The organism is Lysobacter panacisoli, assembly GCF_009765165.1.
Lineage (GTDB): Bacteria > Pseudomonadota > Gammaproteobacteria > Xanthomonadales > Xanthomonadaceae > Lysobacter_J > Lysobacter_J panacisoli.
In genome coordinates, this window is sequence record NZ_VLNU01000001.1 from 479479 (window position 1) to 495788 (window position 16310).

Annotated in this window: 17 protein-coding genes; 9 read left to right on the forward strand and 8 right to left on the reverse strand. The window is 68.8% G+C overall.

The window, feature by feature from the left end; genetic code table 11:
- Positions 1 to 15: 15 nt before the first annotated feature.
- Together FOF45_RS02460 and ubiH are read right to left on the reverse strand one after the other, a co-directional pair.
- On the reverse strand, positions 16 to 1230 hold the full coding sequence (locus FOF45_RS02460; protein ID WP_158982441.1) for an FAD-dependent oxidoreductase: 1215 nt from the start codon (positions 1228 to 1230) through the stop codon (positions 16 to 18).
- A complete protein-coding gene (ubiH, locus tag FOF45_RS02465; RefSeq protein WP_158982442.1) occupies positions 1227 to 2513 on the reverse strand; it encodes a 2-octaprenyl-6-methoxyphenyl hydroxylase in 1287 nt (428 codons plus the stop codon). Before ubiH ends, FOF45_RS02460 begins: the two co-directional genes overlap by 4 nt.
- A 53-nt stretch (positions 2514 to 2566) precedes the next feature.
- On the opposite strand from ubiH, the gene FOF45_RS02470 reads away from it, so the two are divergent.
- From FOF45_RS02470 to FOF45_RS02510, 9 genes are all read left to right on the forward strand, one after another.
- Positions 2567 to 3160, forward strand: a complete 594-nt coding sequence (locus FOF45_RS02470; protein WP_158982443.1) for a DUF6580 family putative transport protein — start codon at positions 2567 to 2569, stop codon at positions 3158 to 3160.
- 45 nt (positions 3161 to 3205) lie between these two features.
- A complete protein-coding gene (locus FOF45_RS02475; protein ID WP_158982444.1) occupies positions 3206 to 3760 on the forward strand; it encodes a cob(I)yrinic acid a,c-diamide adenosyltransferase in 555 nt (184 codons plus the stop codon).
- Positions 3761 to 3791: 31 nt separating this feature from the next.
- Entirely contained in the window at positions 3792 to 4712 is a 921-nt protein-coding gene (locus FOF45_RS02480) for a histone deacetylase family protein (RefSeq protein WP_158982445.1), read from the forward strand.
- Positions 4713 to 4887: 175 nt separating this feature from the next.
- On the forward strand, positions 4888 to 7353 hold the full coding sequence (lptD, locus tag FOF45_RS02485; RefSeq protein WP_158982446.1) for an LPS assembly protein LptD: 2466 nt from the start codon (positions 4888 to 4890) through the stop codon (positions 7351 to 7353).
- On the forward strand, positions 7350 to 8705 hold the full coding sequence (locus FOF45_RS02490; protein ID WP_158982447.1) for a peptidylprolyl isomerase: 1356 nt from the start codon (positions 7350 to 7352) through the stop codon (positions 8703 to 8705). Before lptD ends, FOF45_RS02490 begins: the two co-directional genes overlap by 4 nt.
- Positions 8706 to 8715: 10 nt before the next feature.
- Positions 8716 to 9699, forward strand: a complete 984-nt coding sequence (gene pdxA / locus FOF45_RS02495; RefSeq protein ID WP_158982448.1) for a 4-hydroxythreonine-4-phosphate dehydrogenase PdxA — start codon at positions 8716 to 8718, stop codon at positions 9697 to 9699.
- On the forward strand, positions 9696 to 10514 hold the full coding sequence (gene rsmA, locus FOF45_RS02500) for a 16S rRNA (adenine(1518)-N(6)/adenine(1519)-N(6))-dimethyltransferase RsmA (RefSeq protein WP_158982449.1): 819 nt from the start codon (positions 9696 to 9698) through the stop codon (positions 10512 to 10514). The genes pdxA and rsmA overlap by 4 nt, the downstream gene beginning before the upstream one ends.
- Before the next feature lie 92 nt (positions 10515 to 10606).
- A complete protein-coding gene (gene apaG, locus FOF45_RS02505) occupies positions 10607 to 10990 on the forward strand; it encodes a Co2+/Mg2+ efflux protein ApaG (RefSeq protein ID WP_158982450.1) in 384 nt (127 codons plus the stop codon).
- 14 nt (positions 10991 to 11004) lie between these two features.
- Positions 11005 to 11994: a symmetrical bis(5'-nucleosyl)-tetraphosphatase gene (locus FOF45_RS02510; RefSeq protein WP_158982451.1), complete on the forward strand. Its 990-nt coding sequence runs from the start codon at positions 11005 to 11007 to the stop codon at positions 11992 to 11994.
- Between the two features lie 14 nt (positions 11995 to 12008).
- Here FOF45_RS02510 and FOF45_RS02515 read toward each other — a convergent pair whose 3' ends face one another.
- From FOF45_RS02515 to FOF45_RS02540, 6 genes are all read right to left on the reverse strand, one after another.
- Positions 12009 to 12509, reverse strand: coding sequence for a dihydrofolate reductase (locus tag FOF45_RS02515; RefSeq protein WP_158987146.1), 501 nt, complete (start codon positions 12507 to 12509; stop codon positions 12009 to 12011).
- A complete protein-coding gene (locus tag FOF45_RS02520; protein ID WP_158982452.1) occupies positions 12509 to 13096 on the reverse strand; it encodes a hypothetical protein in 588 nt (195 codons plus the stop codon). The genes FOF45_RS02515 and FOF45_RS02520 overlap by 1 nt, the downstream gene beginning before the upstream one ends.
- Positions 13096 to 13890 (reverse strand): thymidylate synthase, encoded by a 795-nt coding sequence (locus tag FOF45_RS02525; RefSeq protein WP_158982453.1) that lies wholly within the window; start codon positions 13888 to 13890, stop codon positions 13096 to 13098. Before FOF45_RS02525 ends, FOF45_RS02520 begins: the two co-directional genes overlap by 1 nt.
- A 15-nt stretch (positions 13891 to 13905) precedes the next feature.
- Entirely contained in the window at positions 13906 to 14784 is an 879-nt protein-coding gene (gene lgt, locus FOF45_RS02530; protein ID WP_158982454.1) for a prolipoprotein diacylglyceryl transferase, read from the reverse strand.
- 77 nt (positions 14785 to 14861) lie between these two features.
- Complete coding sequence (locus FOF45_RS02535; RefSeq protein WP_158982455.1) at positions 14862 to 15350, reverse strand: TPM domain-containing protein; 489 nt, start codon at positions 15348 to 15350, stop codon at positions 14862 to 14864.
- An 11-nt stretch (positions 15351 to 15361) separates the two neighbouring features.
- Positions 15362 to 16228 carry a TPM domain-containing protein gene (locus tag FOF45_RS02540; protein WP_158987148.1) on the reverse strand — a complete coding sequence of 289 codons (867 nt, stop codon included), beginning with the start codon at positions 16226 to 16228 and terminating at the stop codon, positions 15362 to 15364.
- Positions 16229 to 16310: the final 82 nt, after the last annotated feature.

Here is a 16310-nt window from a genome sequence, read left to right on the forward strand (position 1 = left end):
CGTTTCATTGCGTGATCATTGCCCCGCGGCGTGACGCCAGAAGGCGTGCGTGAGCGGTGGCAGGCGTCCCGCCAGTCCGAGCAGCGGACCGCGCAACAGCGTCGCGGCGAAGGAGTCGTTCGAGAACAGCCGGTTGATGCCATCGAACGCGTAGGCCGACACCGCATTGGCGCTGCGCTGCTGTCGCGACCACCGTGACAGGCGCGCACCCGCACCAGGATCGGCGCCGCTGCGCGCGGCCTGCGCTATCAGCGGACGCAGCGTGGCGACATCGCGCAGTCCGAGGTTCACGCCCTGCCCCGCGAGCGGGTGCACCGTGTGCGCCGCATCGCCGATCACCACGACGCGTCCGGCAACGAGCTGCTGCACCAGCTGTCGGCGCAGCGGGAATGCCGCACGCTTCGACACCCGCGTGAGCGCGCCGAGCGTGCCGGCGAACGCGGATTCGAGCTCGCGCAGGAACGCTGCCGGTTCGACCTGCAACAGACGCTCGGCTTCGATCTCGGGCAGCGTCCACACGATCGAACTGGTCCGACCCTGCGCGTCGTTCGCGCCATCGGCGAACGGCAGGAACGCGAGCGGGCCGGTCGGAAGGAAACGCTGCCAGCACGTCGCGCGGTGCGGTTGTTCGCTTTCCACGAACGCGACCAGTCCGCGCTGGCCGTAATCGTGGCGCGCGGTCTCGATGCCGGCGAGCGAGCGCAGTTTCGATTCCGCGCCGTCGGCCGCGACGACCAGCTTCGCGCGCAGCGAACGACCGCTTTCCAGGCGCACGGTCGCGCCGCTGTCGTCCTGTTCCAGTCCGACGATGCTGTCGGGGCAATGCAGTTGCACGCCCGCGGCCGGCAACGCCGCCCACAGGCGGTCCACCAGCAAAGCATGCTCGACGATCCAGCCCAGCTCGCGACGACCGAAGGCATCGGCCTCGAACGCGAGTTCACCACCGCCGGCCGCATCCCACACGCGCATCGCACGATACGGCTGCACGCGCGCGCTGGCGATGCCGCGCCACGCGCCGAGGTCGTCGAGCAGCGCCGCGTTGTCCGGCGCGAACGCGTACACACGCAGGTCGAGGCGATCGGAATCGGTCGTCAGGCGCTGCCATGCGGGCGGCTCACGCGCCTCGACCAGCGCGACATCGAGACCATCGCGCGCGAATGCCAGCGCCGCGGTCGCGCCGACCACACCGGCGCCGACCACGATCACGTCCAGTCCGCCGCGCCGGCTCATGCGCGCGGCTCCCGGCACAGCGCGGGCACGTCGCCGCGATAACCCATCGCGCCGCCGACCAGCCACGCCTGCGCGGATGGCAGGCGATCCAGCACGAACAGTCCGAGGCTGCGCAACGGACGCAGCAGCGGCGCATCGTTCGCGGTGAGCCGCGCCAGTCCGTCGGAGAAACGCACCGTGCGTTCGCGATCGTCGTGGCGTCGAGAGAGCCAGGCATCGAGCAGCGAAGCGCTGCCGACGTCGGCCTGTGTGTCGAGCGCGCGCGCGTCGCCGATGAGCTCGGCCAGCGTCAGCGCATCGCGCAGGCCGAGGTTGAATCCCTGCGCGCCGATCGGATGGATGGTCTGCGCGGCGTTGCCGATCAGCACCGCGCGCGGCGTGCTGGTGCGCTGCGCGATCACGCGGATCGCCGGATGCGCGCTGCGCGGACCGCACGAGAGGAACCGACCGGCGCGCCAGCCAAACACCGACTGCGCACGCTCGAGGAATGCCGCTTCGTCCATCGCCGCGACCGCGTCGGCTTGTTCGCGCGCGACGGCATGGATCAGTCCGTAATGACGGTCGCCACGCGGCAACACGGCGGTAGGGCCTTCGTCGCCCAACCGTTCGTAGGCGGTACCGTCCGGTGCCTGCGAGGTGCGCAGGCGCGCGACGAACAGCGTCTGCGCGTAGTCGTGCTCATCGGCGGCGATACCCAGCGCGTCGCGCACAGGACTGCGCGTGCCGTCAGCGGCAACCAGCAGGCGCATGCGCAACAGGCGCTCGCCGTTGTCGTCAGCCACGCGCACGAGGCGATGCCCCTCCTCCTCGCCGGCCAGGCCGATGAAGCGCACGGGTCGATAACGCGTCAGACCGGTGGCCTCGGCGAGGCGCGCTTCCAGCGCTTCGCCGAAATCGCGTGCGACCACCACCCGACCGAATTCCTCGCGCCCGTAGCGGGCGGCATCGAGCACGCCGCGACCGAAATCGCCACGACGGCTGATGTGGATGCGTCGGATCGCGCCGGTCGGCGCGCGCAGCTTCTGCATCACGCCCAGCGCGGTGAGCGCATTGATGGTGGCTTCGGCGAAGCTCAGGTTGCGCTGATCGAACACCGCCGGCAGTTCGCCGGCGGGCGTGGCCTCGACCAGCCCCACGTCCACGCCGATGCGTTCCAGCGCGATGGCGAGGCTGGCGCCGACCAGGCCGCCGCCGACGATGAGGACATCATGGCGCCCGGGCTCGCGTGCAAGGGAGGACGGGGCCGGCTCGAGAGGTCGTGATGAAGGGGCCGCAGCAGGCATTGCGCTATGCTAGCGGTTCCTGAAGGCCGTTACCTTCATCCAGACCTGCCACGATGAACCGCCCCGCTTCCGACTCGTCCGTTTCCTCGTTGTTCGCCCCCGGCCCGCTCGTGCTCGTCGGCATGATCGTCATCGCCGCCCTGTCCCGCCTGCTGCCGCACCCGCCGAATTTCTCGCCGGTCGAAGCCGTGGCGCTGTTCGGCGGCGCTTACTTCGCGTCGAAGCGCTGGGCGTTCGCGGTGCCGCTGCTGGGCATGTTCCTGTCCGACCTCGCACTGGCGGCGATCAACGGCGGCCTGTACGCCACTTGGTTCGGCAACGGCGGCATCTGGCTGGTGTACCTGTGCGTGGCGCTGACCACCGCGATGGGCCTGGGCCTGCGTGGCCGCGTCAGTGGCGCGCGCGTGCTGGGCTACTCGCTGATGGGTTCGGTGCTGTTCTTCATGGTCACCAACTTCGGCTCGTGGCTGTTCCAGCCGATCCCGACCTATCCGATGACCGCGGCCGGCCTCGCCGCCGCGTACGTCGCCGGCATTCCGTTCTTCCAGTGGACGGTGCTGGGCACGCTGTTCTACGCCGCGCTGTTGTTTGGCAGCTTCGCTGCGCTGCGCCAGCGCGTGCCGTCGCTGCGCGCGCAGACGGTGTAACCGGACGGGCGCGGCGACGCGCCCGTTCCGCAAGGATTTCCGCGCATGGGCAACCGCCTCTCGAAGATCTACACCCGCACCGGTGACGACGGCACGACCGGTCTGGGCGACGGCAGCCGCGTCGCCAAGGACTCGGCTCGCGTCGCCGCGTACGGCACGGTCGACGAAGCGAATTCGTGCATCGGCCTGATCCTGGCCGGCGACGTTCCCGACGATATCCGCACGCTGCTCACCACCGTGCAGCACCAGCTGTTCGACCTCGGCGGCGAGCTGTGCATCCCGGGCCACGCCGCCATTTTCGACGTCGACGTGGAACGCCTCGAGCAGCAGCTCGACAGCTTCAACGAAGCCCTGCCGCCGCTGAAGGATTTCATCCTCCCCGGTGGCGGCGAAGCGGCGGCGCGCTGCCATGTCGCGCGCACCGTGGTGCGTCGCGCCGAACGCGAAGCGGTGTCGCTGTCGCGCGTCGAGGACGTGCGCCCGGAAGCTGTGCGCTACCTCAACCGGCTCTCGGACCTGTTGTTCGTGCTGGCGCGCGTGCTTGCGCGGGCCAGCGGCCACGGCGAAGTGCTGTGGAATCACGAGCGGCGCAAGGCCTGAGCCTGCCGGTCTCGCGCATCCAGTCGCCACCATGCGCATCTACAGCCATCCGGCCTGCACCCGCCATGATCCCGGTCCCGGCCACGCCGAGCGTCCGCTGCGCCTGGTCGCGGTGACAGAAGGCCTACGCGAGAGCTTTTCCAACCTCGATTGGGAAGAAGCCCCGCGTGCCAGTCGTGGCCAGTTGTTGCGCGTGCATGACGACGCCCTACTCGCGCTGGTCCTCGACACGCCGGTCGATGGGCCGATGGCACTGGACCCGGACACCGTGCTCGCACCGGGTTCGGCCGAAGCCGCGTTGCGCGCGGCGGGCGCCGGCATCGCCGCGGTGGATGCGGTCATGCATGGCGAGATCAGCCGCGCGTTCTGCGCCGTGCGTCCGCCCGGACACCACGCGACCTCGTCGGCGGCGATGGGTTTCTGCCTGTTCAACAACATCGCCGTCGCGGCCGCGCATGCCTGCGACAAGCACGGGCTGACGCGCGTGGCGGTGGTCGACTTCGACGTCCACCACGGCAACGGCACGCAGGCGATCTTCGACACCGACCCGCGGGTGATGTACCTCAGCTCGCACCAGATGCCGCTGTATCCCGACACCGGTTACGCCAACGAGCGCGGGGTCGGCAACATCGTCAACGTGCCGCTGCCGCCGGACAGCGGCAGCGAGGCGTTCCGTCGCGCATGGCAGGAACAACTGCTGCCCACGCTGGACTCGTTCCGCCCGCAGCTGCTCTTCATTTCCGCCGGGTTCGACGCGCACAAACGCGATCCGCTCGCGCAGATCGAGCTGGAGACGCAGGACTTCGACTGGCTGACGCGACAGCTCGTCGCGATCGCCCGTCGCCATGCCAACGGCCGTGTCGTGTCGATGCTCGAAGGCGGATACGACCTGGCCGCGCTGCGCGAATGCAGCGTCGCCCACGTCGGCGCATTGCGCGACGGACTGGACTGACGTCACGCCCTCTCGACGCGGCGTTCCCGCGCGAACATGGCGCCCGGGCACCGTCGTTGCCGTCTTGACGCGGAAATGAACAGCGGTGGGAGCAAGATGGTGCTCGCGTTGCCCGCTTGCCGGGTATGCGGCAAGCTAGCGACCCGTTTCCCCCAACGCCGATCACGGTCTCCGAGTGCACAGACCCCTACGACTGCTCCCGTTGTCGCTGTGCATCGCGCTGGCCCTGCCAGCGCACGCGGCCGATGGCGACGAGGAGAACTGGGGTCTATGCCCGATCGTCGATGCGGTCCCCGCGTTCGACGACGCACCGCCGCCGATGGGCGACATGGGCCAGCGTGCGCTGGAACCGACCGATATCGCCGGCGGTCAGCTCGAACGCGCCGGCGCCGACCAGGACCTGGTGATCCAGGACAACGTGCGCCTCAACCGCGGCGACCAGTTCCTCGGCACCGACAAGCTGACCTACAACGAGATCAGCGGCAACTACAGCGCGATCGGCAACGTCCGTTACCAGGACAGCGGCATGCGCATCGTCGCCGAGCGCGCCGAGGGCAACCAGAACGCCGACCAGCACCGCATCGAGGACGTGCAGTACCAGCTCACCGAGCGGCGCGGCAACGGCGGCGCCGACCGCATCGAACTGGACGGCGCGAAGGGACACCTCATCGGTTCGACCTATTCCACCTGCGCGCCCAACCAGCGCGCGTGGGAACTGCGCGCCAGCCGTATCGACATCGATACCGAGGAAGGCCAGGGCGTCGCGCGCAACGCAACCGTGCGCATCGGCAAGGTGCCGGTGCTGTACGTGCCGTGGTTCATGTTCCCGGTCGACGACCGCCGACGCACGGGCCTGCTTTATCCGCAGATCTCGCTGTCGGACCGTAATGGCTTCGACTGGCGGCAACCGATCTACCTCAATCTCGCGCCCAACTACGACGCCACGCTCTATCCGCGCTACATGGTCAAGCGCGGTGGCGTGCTCGGCGCGGAGTTCCGCTGGCTGTATCCGAACGGCAGGGGCGAGGTGTTCGGCAACTGGATGCCGGACGACAAACTGCCGGGCGACGAACCCGAGCGGTATCTCGCACCGGAAGTCGGCACGCCGATGGCGAGCCTGCCGGACAAGAACCGTGGCCAGTTCGCGCTGACCGCCACGCACAACATCAACAGCTCGTGGTACGCCAACACCAACCTGGGCTGGGTCAGCGACACGCATTACTTCGAGGATTTCAGCAGCAGCCTGTACGGCATCTCGAACTACTCGATCCGCAGCGACGCCGGCGTGTACGGTCGCGGCCGCTGGTGGGAAGCCAGCCTGATGGCGGACCACTACCAGCTCGCCGACTACACGCTGACCGATGCCAACCTGGCCTTCGACCGGCTGCCGCGTGCGTTCGCGCGCTGGGCGCAGCCGATGCAGCCGTGGCTGGAGACGGGCGTGGACGGCGAGGCAGTGCGCTTCGACCACACCGAATTCCTCGGCGGCACCCGACTGGACATCAAGCCCTACGTGGCGATGCCGCTGGAAGGCGCGAGCTGGTTCCTGCGCCCGAAGCTGGCATGGCGCTATACGGCGTACCAGCTCGAGGGCAACGCCACCGAGCGCGCCAACGATTTCGTCCGGCGCTATGGCGGCGCGGTCACGCCGGAGCTGATCGAGCGTTTCAGCGACAGCTCGAAAACCCGCAGCCTGCCGATCGCCTCGCTCGACGCCGGCCTGTACTTCGACCGCACCACGCATTTCCGCGGCACGCAGTACCTGCACACGCTGGAACCGCGCATCTACTACCTCAATGCGCCGTACCGGAACCAGGACGATTTCCCGGTGTTCGACACCGGCACGATGACCTTCAGCTGGGGCCAGCTGTTCCGCGACAACCGCTACACCGGCGCGGACCGTCAGATGGACGCCAACCAGCTGACCGCGGCGCTGACCACGCGCTTCATCAGCGAAGAAGACGGACGTGAGCGTCTGGCCGCGAGCATCGGCCAGATCGAGTACTTCGACGACAGCCGCGTGACCCTGCCGGGCGAGACGCCGATCGCACAGGGCAAGTCCGCGTGGGTGGCCGACGCCAGCCTGATGCCCAACGACCGCTGGACCTTCGGCGCGACCTACATCTGGAATCCCAAGTACCGCGGCGAGGACTTCACCAGCTTCCGCGCCCGCTACATGTTCCCCCGCGGCGGCATCGTCAACCTGGGCTACCGCTATCGCCGCAACGCCGCCTTCCGCGAGGGGATCGACCCGCCGGAGAACAAGGATCAGCTCGAGCAGGCCGACTTTTCCTTCCTGTATCCGGTCAACGAGACCTGGAGCGTGGTCGGTCGCTACTACTACTCGTTCAAGGACGAGAAGCCGCTGGAAACCATCGCCGGCGTGCAGTGGGAAAGCTGCTGCCTCGCCGCGCGTCTGGTGGGCCGCCGCTACCTGCGCAACCGCGACGGCGACCTCGACACCCGCATCATGTTCGAATTCGAGCTGAAGGGACTTGGCTCCGCCGGCCAGAACACGGAGCGCGTGTTGCGCCGTGGTATCCTCGGCTACGACCGCGACGACCTTTATCTCGTGCCGCCCAGCTCCGTGGAGCGTCTCAACAACACCGGCCGAGAATCCACTCCAGATCCGACCCTATGAAGAAACTTCTCGCGTCTGCCCTCGCCGCCGCGGTGCTGTCCACCGTCCTGACCGGCTCACCCGCACTGGCCCAGCAGGCCGCATCGGGCGTCCAGTCCATCGACGGGATCGCCGCGGTCGTCGACGAGGACGTGATCCTCAAGACCGAGCTGGACCGGGCCGTGAACAACATCCTGGCCCAGTACGCCGGTCGCGAAGGCCAGCTCCCGCCGCGTGACGTACTCGAACGGCAGGTGCTGGAACGCCTGATCCTGGTGAAGCTGCAGGTCGTCCGCGCCCAGGAGACGGGCGTGCGCGTGACCGACCAGGAAGTCGAGCAGGCCATCGGCGGCATCGCCGCCCAGAACCGCGTCACCCCCGAGCAGCTGCGTCAGCAGCTGGCCCAGGAAGGCACGTCCTACGCCGACTTCCGCACGTCGATCCGCGACGAGCTGCTGATCCAGCGCCTCCGCCAGCGTTTCGCGCAGAGCCGCGTCACCGTCAGCGAGGCCGAGGTCGATGCCGCCCTCGCCGCGCAGGCGACCGCCGGCACGCAGTACCACCTCGCCCACATCCTGGTGGCGCTGCCGGAAGGCGCGACGCCGGAACAGATCGCCACCGCGCAGCGCAAGATCGAAGGCGTGAAGGGCCTGCTCGACCGCGGCGAGATGGACTTCGCGGCGGCCGCCGTGCGCTATTCCGACAGTCCCAACGCCCTCGAGGGCGGCGATCTCGGCTGGCGCAGCAGCGACGAAATCCCGACCGCCTTCGCCTCGGTCATGCGCAGCATGACGGCGGGCCAGGTCACTGCACCGATCCGCGGTCCGAGCGGCTTCCAGCTGGTCAAGCTGGTCGAGACCCGCGACTCCTCGCAGGCCGCGCCGGCGATGGTCACCGAGTACCAGGCACGCCACATCCTGATCCGCGTCGCCGACCCGTCCGAGGACGCCAAGGCCAAGGCCAAGGCCGAAACCCTGCAGGCTCGCCTGATGGGCGGCGCCGATTTCGCCGTGCTGGCGCAGGAAAACTCGCAGGATCAGAGCTCCGCGTCCAAGGGCGGCGAGCTGGGCTGGTTCACCCGCGACGATTTCGGCCCCGACTTCGGCAACGCCGTCGCCGGCCTGCAGCCGGGCCAGGTGTCGGCACCGGTGCGCACGCAGGCCGGTTACCACCTGGTCAAGCTCGAAAGCACCCGCCAGTCCAACGCCGGCGACAAGAACCGCCGCGCGCAGGTCCAGGAAACCATCGGTCGGCGCAAGCTGGAAGACGAATGGAACCGCTTCCTGCGCGAGATGCGCGGCGAAGCCTTCGTGGACGTGCGCGTCGGCAAGGCCGCCGATCCCACGGCTGCACCCGCCGCCAACGGCGGCTGAGCCGGGCGCGATGACGCCGGTTCGGCTCGCGCTGGTGCCGGGCGAGCCGGCGGGTATCGGTCCCGAGCTGTGCGTGCGGCTGGCCCATCAGCCGCGCCAGCATTCCCTCACCGTATTCGCCGACCGGCGCACGCTGCAGGCAGCGTCCGACGTCGTCGGCTTGCCGCTGCGCCTGCTCGATGCCGACGCGTCCGCGACACAGCCCGGCGAGCTGGCGCTGGTCGAGATCCCCAATGAAGTCGAGCCCGTCTTCGGCAACCCTGAACCGCGCAATGCGGCCGCGGTGATCCGCGCGCTGCGCGAGGCCGCGCAAGGCTGCCTCGATGGCCGCTTCGACGGCGTCGTCACCGGTCCGGTGCACAAGGCGGTGATCAACGAAGGCGGTATCGCCTACAGCGGCACCACCGAACTGCTGGCCGAACAGGCCGGTCGCGATGTGGTGATGATGCTCGCCAACGACGTCGTGCGCGTGGCGCTGGTCACGACCCATCTACCGCTGCGTGCCGTCGCCGATGCGATCACCCCGGACGCACTCGCGCGCACGCTGCGCATCGTCCACGACGCGCTGCGCGACGACTTCGGTATCGCCGAACCGACCGTCGCCGTGCTCGGCCTCAACCCGCATGCGGGCGAGGCCGGCCATCTTGGACGCGAGGAACTCGACGTCGTCGAGCCCACGCTCGATCGCCTGCGCGCGCAGGGCCTGCGGCTGGTTGGACCGCTTCCCGCGGACACCGCGTTCCTGCCCGCGAGACTGCGCGGCTTCGACGCGGTGGTGGCGATGTACCACGACCAGGGATTGCCGGTGCTGAAGTACAGCGGCTTCGAGCGCGCGGTGAACCTGACCCTCGGCCTGCCCTACCCGCGCGTCGCGGTCGACCACGGCACCGCGCTGGAACTGGCCGGCACCGGCGTCGCCGATCCGTCCAGCCTGTTCGCGGCGGCCGACACCTGCGCCCGCATCGCCCACATCCGCCGTAACCTGCCCGCATGAGCACGCGCAGCCACCACTTCAGCGAGCCGGCCAAGAAGCATCTGGGCCAGCACTTCCTGCACGATCGCCGGATCATCGACAACATCGTGCACGCCGTCGATCCCAAGCCCGGCGATCGCCTCGTCGAGATCGGACCCGGCCAGGGCGCGATCACTTTCCCGCTGCTCGACCGTCACGGCGAACTCACCGTCATCGAGTTCGATCGCGACCTCATCTTCCCGCTCACCGAGGCCGCGCGCGCGCACGGCACGCTGGAAGTGATCCATCGCGACGTGCTGACCGTCGACTTCAGCGCGCTCGCGCGCAACAGCGGCAACGAAGGCGGACAGATCCGGCTGGTCGGCAACCTGCCCTACAACCTGTCCTCGCCGATCCTGTTCCATGCGCTGGAACACGCCACGGCGATCCGCGACATGCACTTCATGCTGCAGAAGGAAGTCGTCGATCGCATGGCCGCCGGGCCCGGCAGCAAGGTGTATGGACGCCTCGGCGTGATGCTGCAGGCGTACTGCCACGTGACCCCGCTGTTCGACGTCCCGCCAGGCGCGTTCCGTCCGCCGCCGAAGGTGGATTCGGCGGTGGTGCGGCTGGTGCCGCGCGCGCCGGAAGCCATCGGCATCGACGATCCGGCGATGTACTCCGCAGTCGTGCGCGATGCCTTCGGCCAGCGCCGCAAGACGCTGCGCAATGCGCTGTCGAACCTGTGCGATGCGGCCGCGATCGAGGCCGCCGGCGTGCGTCCGGACGCGCGCGCGGAGCAGATCGAGGTCGCCGATTTCGTGCGTCTGGCCAACGCGCTGGCCGCGCGCGCCTAGCACGCGCGGCGCGCTCGCCCCGCGAGCCCGCCCTTCATCCCACGCATACGCCGCGTTGACCACACGGGCGCCTCACGCCCTACACTGTCCGCATGGAACGCAGTATCAATTACGCCATCGACATCACCGTGGCGACCCGCTATCTCGACGAGCAGTCCGAGCCGGGTCAGGACCGGTATGTCTTCGCTTACACCATCAACATCCGCAACAGCGGCAGCGTGCCCGCGCGGCTCACGCACCGTCACTGGCTGATCACCGACGGCAACGGCAAAGTGCAGGAGGTCGAAGGCGAAGGCGTGGTCGGCGAACAGCCTTGGCTGCGGCCCGGCGACGATTTCGAGTACACCTCCGGCGCGGTGCTGGAAACCACGCACGGCATGATGGAGGGCACCTACAGCATGCTTGCCGACGATGGCACGACGTTCGATGCGCCGGTCCCGGCGTTCAGTCTCGCCGTCCCACGCACCCTGCACTGAGCGGATACCGACGCATGAGCATCTGGGCCATCGGCGATCTGCAAGGCTGCTACGACGCGACGCAGCGACTGCTGGAGCGCATCGCCTTCGATCCGGCGCGCGACCGCCTGTGGTTCTGCGGCGACCTGGTCAATCGCGGCGGACAGTCGCTGGAAACCCTGCGCCTGGTCCATTCGCTGCGCGAATACAGCGTGGTGGTTTTGGGTAACCACGATCTTTCGCTGCTCGCCATCGGTGAACGTCGCGAGGACGAGCAGCGCAAGGTCAATCCGGACCTGCAGCGCATCGTGCTGGCCGAGGATCGCGACGAACTGCTTGGCTGGCTGCGCACGCAGAAGCTCGTGCACGTGGACCGCAACCTCGGCTGGATGATGGTGCACGCCGGCCTCGCCCCGCAGTGGTCGACGCAGATGGCGGAACGTTTCGCGCGCGAAGTCGAGGAACGCCTGCACGGCGACCAGTTCCGCCGCCTGCTCAGGAACATGTACGGCGACAAGCCGGCCTGGCATCCCAAGCTCGCCGGCATCGATCGCCATCGCGCGATCATCAACATCTTCACCCGCCTGCGTTACTGCACGCCGCGCGGCCGCATCTCGTTCGAAGACAAAGGCAGTCCCGGCACGCAGCCGGCTGGCCTGTATCCCTGGTACGAAGTGCCGGGGCGCGTCGAGCGCGACCTCAAGGTCGTGTGCGGCCACTGGTCCACGCTGGGACTGTTCATCGGCCACGGCGTGCACGCGATCGACACCGGCGCGGTCTGGGGCGGCAAGCTCACCGCGCTGCAGCTCGACACCGACGAACTACGGCTGGTGCAGGTGCCCGGCCGCGACGTGCCGGCACAGCAGCCGCGTCCGCGGCCGCCGCACCATCCCGATGACCGTCGTCCGCGTCGCCCGAACCCGCAGAACGGCCAACCGCGTCGCAACCACCGTCCGCCGCAGGCACAACAGCCGCGCCAGAACGAAACGCCGCGCGACGTTCCGGTGGAAAGCGACCACGATTGAAGCAGCGCCGGCGCTCAGCCGGCGACGCGCTCGTAATCCACGAACTCGAACGCGAAGGCGTGCTTCACATCGGCTGCGTGCCATTCGCGCGCGACCACGCGCCACCGTGCGGGATCGAACGCAGGAAAGACCGCGTCCGCGTCATCGACCACGGTGTCAACGTGGGTGAGGTGCAGGTGCGTCGCGCGCGGCAGGCACAGCGTGTAGATCTCGCCGCCGCCGATCACGCACAGTTCCGGCGCGCCGTCGTCGTTCGCGATGCGCAACGCGTCGTCGATCGATGCGACCGCTTCCATGCCATCGAACGGCACCTGCCCCGAGCGCGTCAGCACCAGGTTTCGTCGACCCGGCAGTGCGCGACCGAGCGACTGCGCGGTCTTGCGCCCCATCAGCACCGGCTTGCCGAGCGTGAGCGCCTTGAAGCGCTTGAGATCGTCGGGTAGCCGCCACGGCAGGTCGTTGTCGCGGCCGATGGCGCTGTTGCGATCGAGCGCGGCGATCAGACTGAGCGCGATCATCCGGCGGGCCCGGACTTGCAGCGGCGCACCACCGGCCAGATCCGCTCCTGCGCGGCGCGCTGCATGCGCTCGCCCGATTCGCCGTCGGCGATCCGGCTCAGCGGCGAGGCCATCAGCGCGCGCTTGAGTGGATCGACGAACTCGCGCGTGCTGTAGATCTGCACCTTCACCAGATCCTCGGCGCCCTTCACGCTCAAGGTCGTCAGATAGCCGCGCATCCGATCCGGCGGAAACGTCTCGGCGAGCGCGCCGATCATCGCCTCGCGCGTCTGCGGATCGGTGTAGGCCTCTTCGAGCAGGGAGCGGATGTCGTCGCTCGCGAAACGCTGGAGCGCCTTGTCCAGGCCTTTGCAGGATGCGGCCTGCTCTTCGCCGCCGAGCGACTGCACGGCCTGCTGGCGCATGTTCTCCAGCAGACGACGCTCGACGTCGACCACGAACTCCTCGTGGATGACCTTGCCGAACCACTGGTCGTACAGCGTGCTCGCCAGTTCGTGCGCTTCGCCCGAGGGCGGTGCGTCCGTCGATGCGGCAGCGGGAAGCACGAGCGACGCGGCGATCAGGGCCGCGAGAAGTCCGCGCATCACACCGCCACCGGCGCCTTGATCGCGGGCAGCGGATCGTAGTGCTCGATGGCGATGTCGTCGTAGGCGAAGCCGAAGATGTCCTTCACCTCCGGATTCAGGCGCAGCACCGGCAGCGCGCGCGGCGTGCGTGTGAGCTGCTCGCGCGCCTGCTCGAAGTGGTTCGAGTACAGGTGCGCATCGCCCAGCGTGTGCACGAAATCGCCCACGCCCAGTCCGCACACCTGCGCGACCATGTGGGTCAGCAGTGCGTAGCTGGCGATGTTGAACGGCACACCGAGGAAGATGTCGCCGCTGCGCTGGTAGAGCTGGCAGCTGAGCTTTCCGTCGGCGACGTAGAACTGGAACATCGTGTGGCACGGCATCAACGCCATGCGTGGCAGGTCGGCGACGTTCCAGGCCGAAACGATCAGGCGGCGCGAATCGGGATTGCGCTTGATCTCATCCACCACCCAGCGGATCTGGTCGATCTCGATGCCGTCCGCACCGGCCCAGCGACGCCACTGCTTGCCGTACACCGGGCCGAGCTCGCCGTCGGCATCGGCCCATTCGTCCCAGATGCTGACCTTGTTGTCCTTCAGGTAGGCGACATTGGTGTCGCCCTGCAAGAACCACAGCAGCTCGTGCACGATCGAGCGCAGGTGCAGCTTCTTGGTCGTGACCAGCGGGAAGCCCTGCGACAGGTCGAAGCGCATCTGCCAGCCGAACACGCTGCGCGTGCCGGTGCCGGTGCGATCGGCCTTGTCGGTGCCGTGTTCGAGGACGTGGCGGAGGAGGTCGAGGTACTGCTTCATCGCATCGCTCCCGGATTACTTCGTTGCTGCCGCGAGCGGCTGCGGCTGCAGCGTCGGCTGGCGGCGCGACCACAGCAGCCAGTACAGGCCCAGCGCGATCAGCGGCAGGCTCAGCACCTGGCCCATCGTCAGCCAGCCGAAGGCGAGATAGCCCAGCTGTTCGTCCGGCACGCGCACGAATTCGACGAGGAAGCGGAAGCAGCCGTACAGCAACGCGAACAGGCCCGACACCGCATAGCGCGGACGCGGCGTGCGCGAGAACCACCACAGCACCGCGAACATCACCAGCCCTTCGAGGAGGGCCTGGTACAGCTGCGAGGGATGGCGCGCGAAACGCTCGAGCGCACCGCTGGCGAACTCGGCCTGGATGCGCTCCATCGTGTAGTCCTTGAACTCCGGCGCGCGCGGGAACACCACGCCCCAGCCGGCTTCGGTGTACTTGCCCCACAACTCGCCGCCGATGTAGTTGCCCAGGCGTCCGAAACCGAGCCCCGGCGGCACCAGCGGCGCGAGGAAATCGACCGTGTCCATCAGGTGCAGGCGGTGCTTGCGCGACCACCACCATGCGGCGGCGACGACGCCGATCAGGCCACCGTGGAAACTCATGCCGCCTTCCCAGATGCGGAACAGCATCAGCGGGTCGTGCAGCAGCTGGCCGAAGGAATAGAAGAAGACGTAGCCCAGTCGCCCGCCGAGCACGACACCGAGCATCGCGTAGAACAGCAGATCGCCGTAGGCCTGGTCGTCGACGCCGGGCAGGCGTCCGGCGCGCACGCGCATCCGGCCGAGCCACCAGGCCATGCCGAATCCGAGCAGGTACATGATTCCGTACCAGTGCACCTGCAGCGGGCCGAGGTGGAAGGCGATCGGATCGATCTGGTGCAGGACGGTCATGCGGCGATGCGGCTCCGGACGGCGTGGGGCCTATTGTGCCCGAGGGCGGCAACGGGCGGATTGCGGAAAGCGGGCCGCTACAGGATGTAGGGCAGGTCGGGCAGTTCGTTGACGTCGTGGGCGCCGTCGTCGCGCGGGAAGTGCTGGACCAGCAGGGCCGACAGCGCATCCACGCCGGCCATGACACCCGCTTCGACCTCGCCCGCGCGCAGGCGTTCCTCGATCAGCTGGCACACGCCGCGCCACTGCTCGTCGCTGACGCGCCCGGCGAAGCCGCGGTCGGCGACGATCTCGATGCGATGGTCGGCCAGCAGCAGGTACAGCAGCACGCCGTTGTTGGCGTGGGTGTCCCACACGCGCAGCTGGGCGAACACTTCGTGCGCGCGGTCGCGCGCCTGCGCGCCGGACAGCACCGCGCGCGGCGGCAATGCGGGTTCGACCGCGAAACAGATCTCGCCGGTGTGGCGCAGCTCGCTGTCGGCGATGGCGCGGGTGATCTTCTGCAGGCTCTCGCCCGGGAACAGGCGTTTGGCCGACGGGGCGAACAGGTGCTTGAACAGGCGCATGCGCGGCCTCCTTACCAGCTTCCGGAGGCGCCACCGCCTCCGCTCATGCCGCCGCCACCGCCCCAGCCGCCACCGCCGCCGAAGCCCCCGCCTCCACCAAAGCCACCACCGCCACCCCAACCGCCTCCGCCCCAACCACCGAACCCGCGGTCGCGCGCGTAGCGGCCGGTCGGCAGCGAAGCCAGGCCCATGAAGAATCCCAACGCCGCGCCGAGACCCGCGATCACCACCAGCGAGGAGATCAGCCACGCCACGCCGCCCGCCGCCGCGCCGCCGATCAGCGCGCGCACCGGCGAGGGCGCGCGACCGAAGATGCCGCGTGCGACCTGGGCGACGATGAATGCCACGAACAGGGCGACCAGCCAGCCGCTGCCGCCGCCACCGCCGCGACGTTCGGCCGTGTGGTCGGCCATCGGCGCCGGTAACGGTTCGCCGTCGATCACCTTCACCAGCGCCGCGGTCGCATCGGTGATGCCGCCGGCGAAATCGCCCGCGCGGAATTTCGGCACGAGGTATTCCTGGATCACGCGCGAGGCGATCGCGTCGGGAATCGCGCCTTCCAGGCCGTAACCGACTTCGATGCGCACGCGACGGTCGTTCTTGGCGACCACCAGCAGCACGCCATCGTCCACGCCCTTGCGCCCGATCTTCCACTGTTCGAAGGCACGCACCGCGTACTGGGCGATGTCCTCCGGCTCGGTGGTCGGCACCAGCAGCACCTGCAACTGGCTGCCCTTGCGCTTCTGCAGCGCCAGCGCCTGCGCTTCGAGCTGCTGGCGCGTGGCCGCATCGAGCGTGCCGGTGGTGTCGATGACCGGCGAGCTCAGCTCGGGGATCGGCGCCAACTGCTGCGCCTGCGCAAAAGCGCAGGCGAGCATCAGCACCAGGGCGGTCGCGCATGCGCGCAGCGTTGCGATGAAACGCGGTGCGCTCACGGTGCGGCTCCGCTGGATGTGCGCA

Coding starts and splice junctions, on each gene's coding strand:
- pdxA (WP_158982448.1), top strand. CDS start 8,716: ATGACGCCGGTTCGGCTCGCGCTGGTGCCGGGCGAGCCGGCGGGTATC.
- FOF45_RS02520 (WP_158982452.1), bottom strand. CDS start 13,096: ATGCGCGGACTTCTCGCGGCCCTGATCGCCGCGTCGCTCGTGCTTCCC.
- FOF45_RS02480 (WP_158982445.1), top strand. CDS start 3,792: ATGCGCATCTACAGCCATCCGGCCTGCACCCGCCATGATCCCGGTCCC.
- FOF45_RS02460 (WP_158982441.1), bottom strand. CDS start 1,230: ATGAGCCGGCGCGGCGGACTGGACGTGATCGTGGTCGGCGCCGGTGTG.
- apaG (WP_158982450.1), top strand. CDS start 10,607: ATGGAACGCAGTATCAATTACGCCATCGACATCACCGTGGCGACCCGC.
- FOF45_RS02475 (WP_158982444.1), top strand. CDS start 3,206: ATGGGCAACCGCCTCTCGAAGATCTACACCCGCACCGGTGACGACGGC.
- FOF45_RS02490 (WP_158982447.1), top strand. CDS start 7,350: ATGAAGAAACTTCTCGCGTCTGCCCTCGCCGCCGCGGTGCTGTCCACC.
- FOF45_RS02540 (WP_158987148.1), bottom strand. CDS start 16,228: ATGCTCGCCTGCGCTTTTGCGCAGGCGCAGCAGTTGGCGCCGATCCCC.
- lgt (WP_158982454.1), bottom strand. CDS start 14,784: ATGACCGTCCTGCACCAGATCGATCCGATCGCCTTCCACCTCGGCCCG.
- FOF45_RS02470 (WP_158982443.1), top strand. CDS start 2,567: ATGAACCGCCCCGCTTCCGACTCGTCCGTTTCCTCGTTGTTCGCCCCC.
- FOF45_RS02510 (WP_158982451.1), top strand. CDS start 11,005: ATGAGCATCTGGGCCATCGGCGATCTGCAAGGCTGCTACGACGCGACG.
- rsmA (WP_158982449.1), top strand. CDS start 9,696: ATGAGCACGCGCAGCCACCACTTCAGCGAGCCGGCCAAGAAGCATCTG.
- FOF45_RS02525 (WP_158982453.1), bottom strand. CDS start 13,890: ATGAAGCAGTACCTCGACCTCCTCCGCCACGTCCTCGAACACGGCACC.
- FOF45_RS02535 (WP_158982455.1), bottom strand. CDS start 15,350: ATGCGCCTGTTCAAGCACCTGTTCGCCCCGTCGGCCAAACGCCTGTTC.
- ubiH (WP_158982442.1), bottom strand. CDS start 2,513: ATGCCTGCTGCGGCCCCTTCATCACGACCTCTCGAGCCGGCCCCGTCC.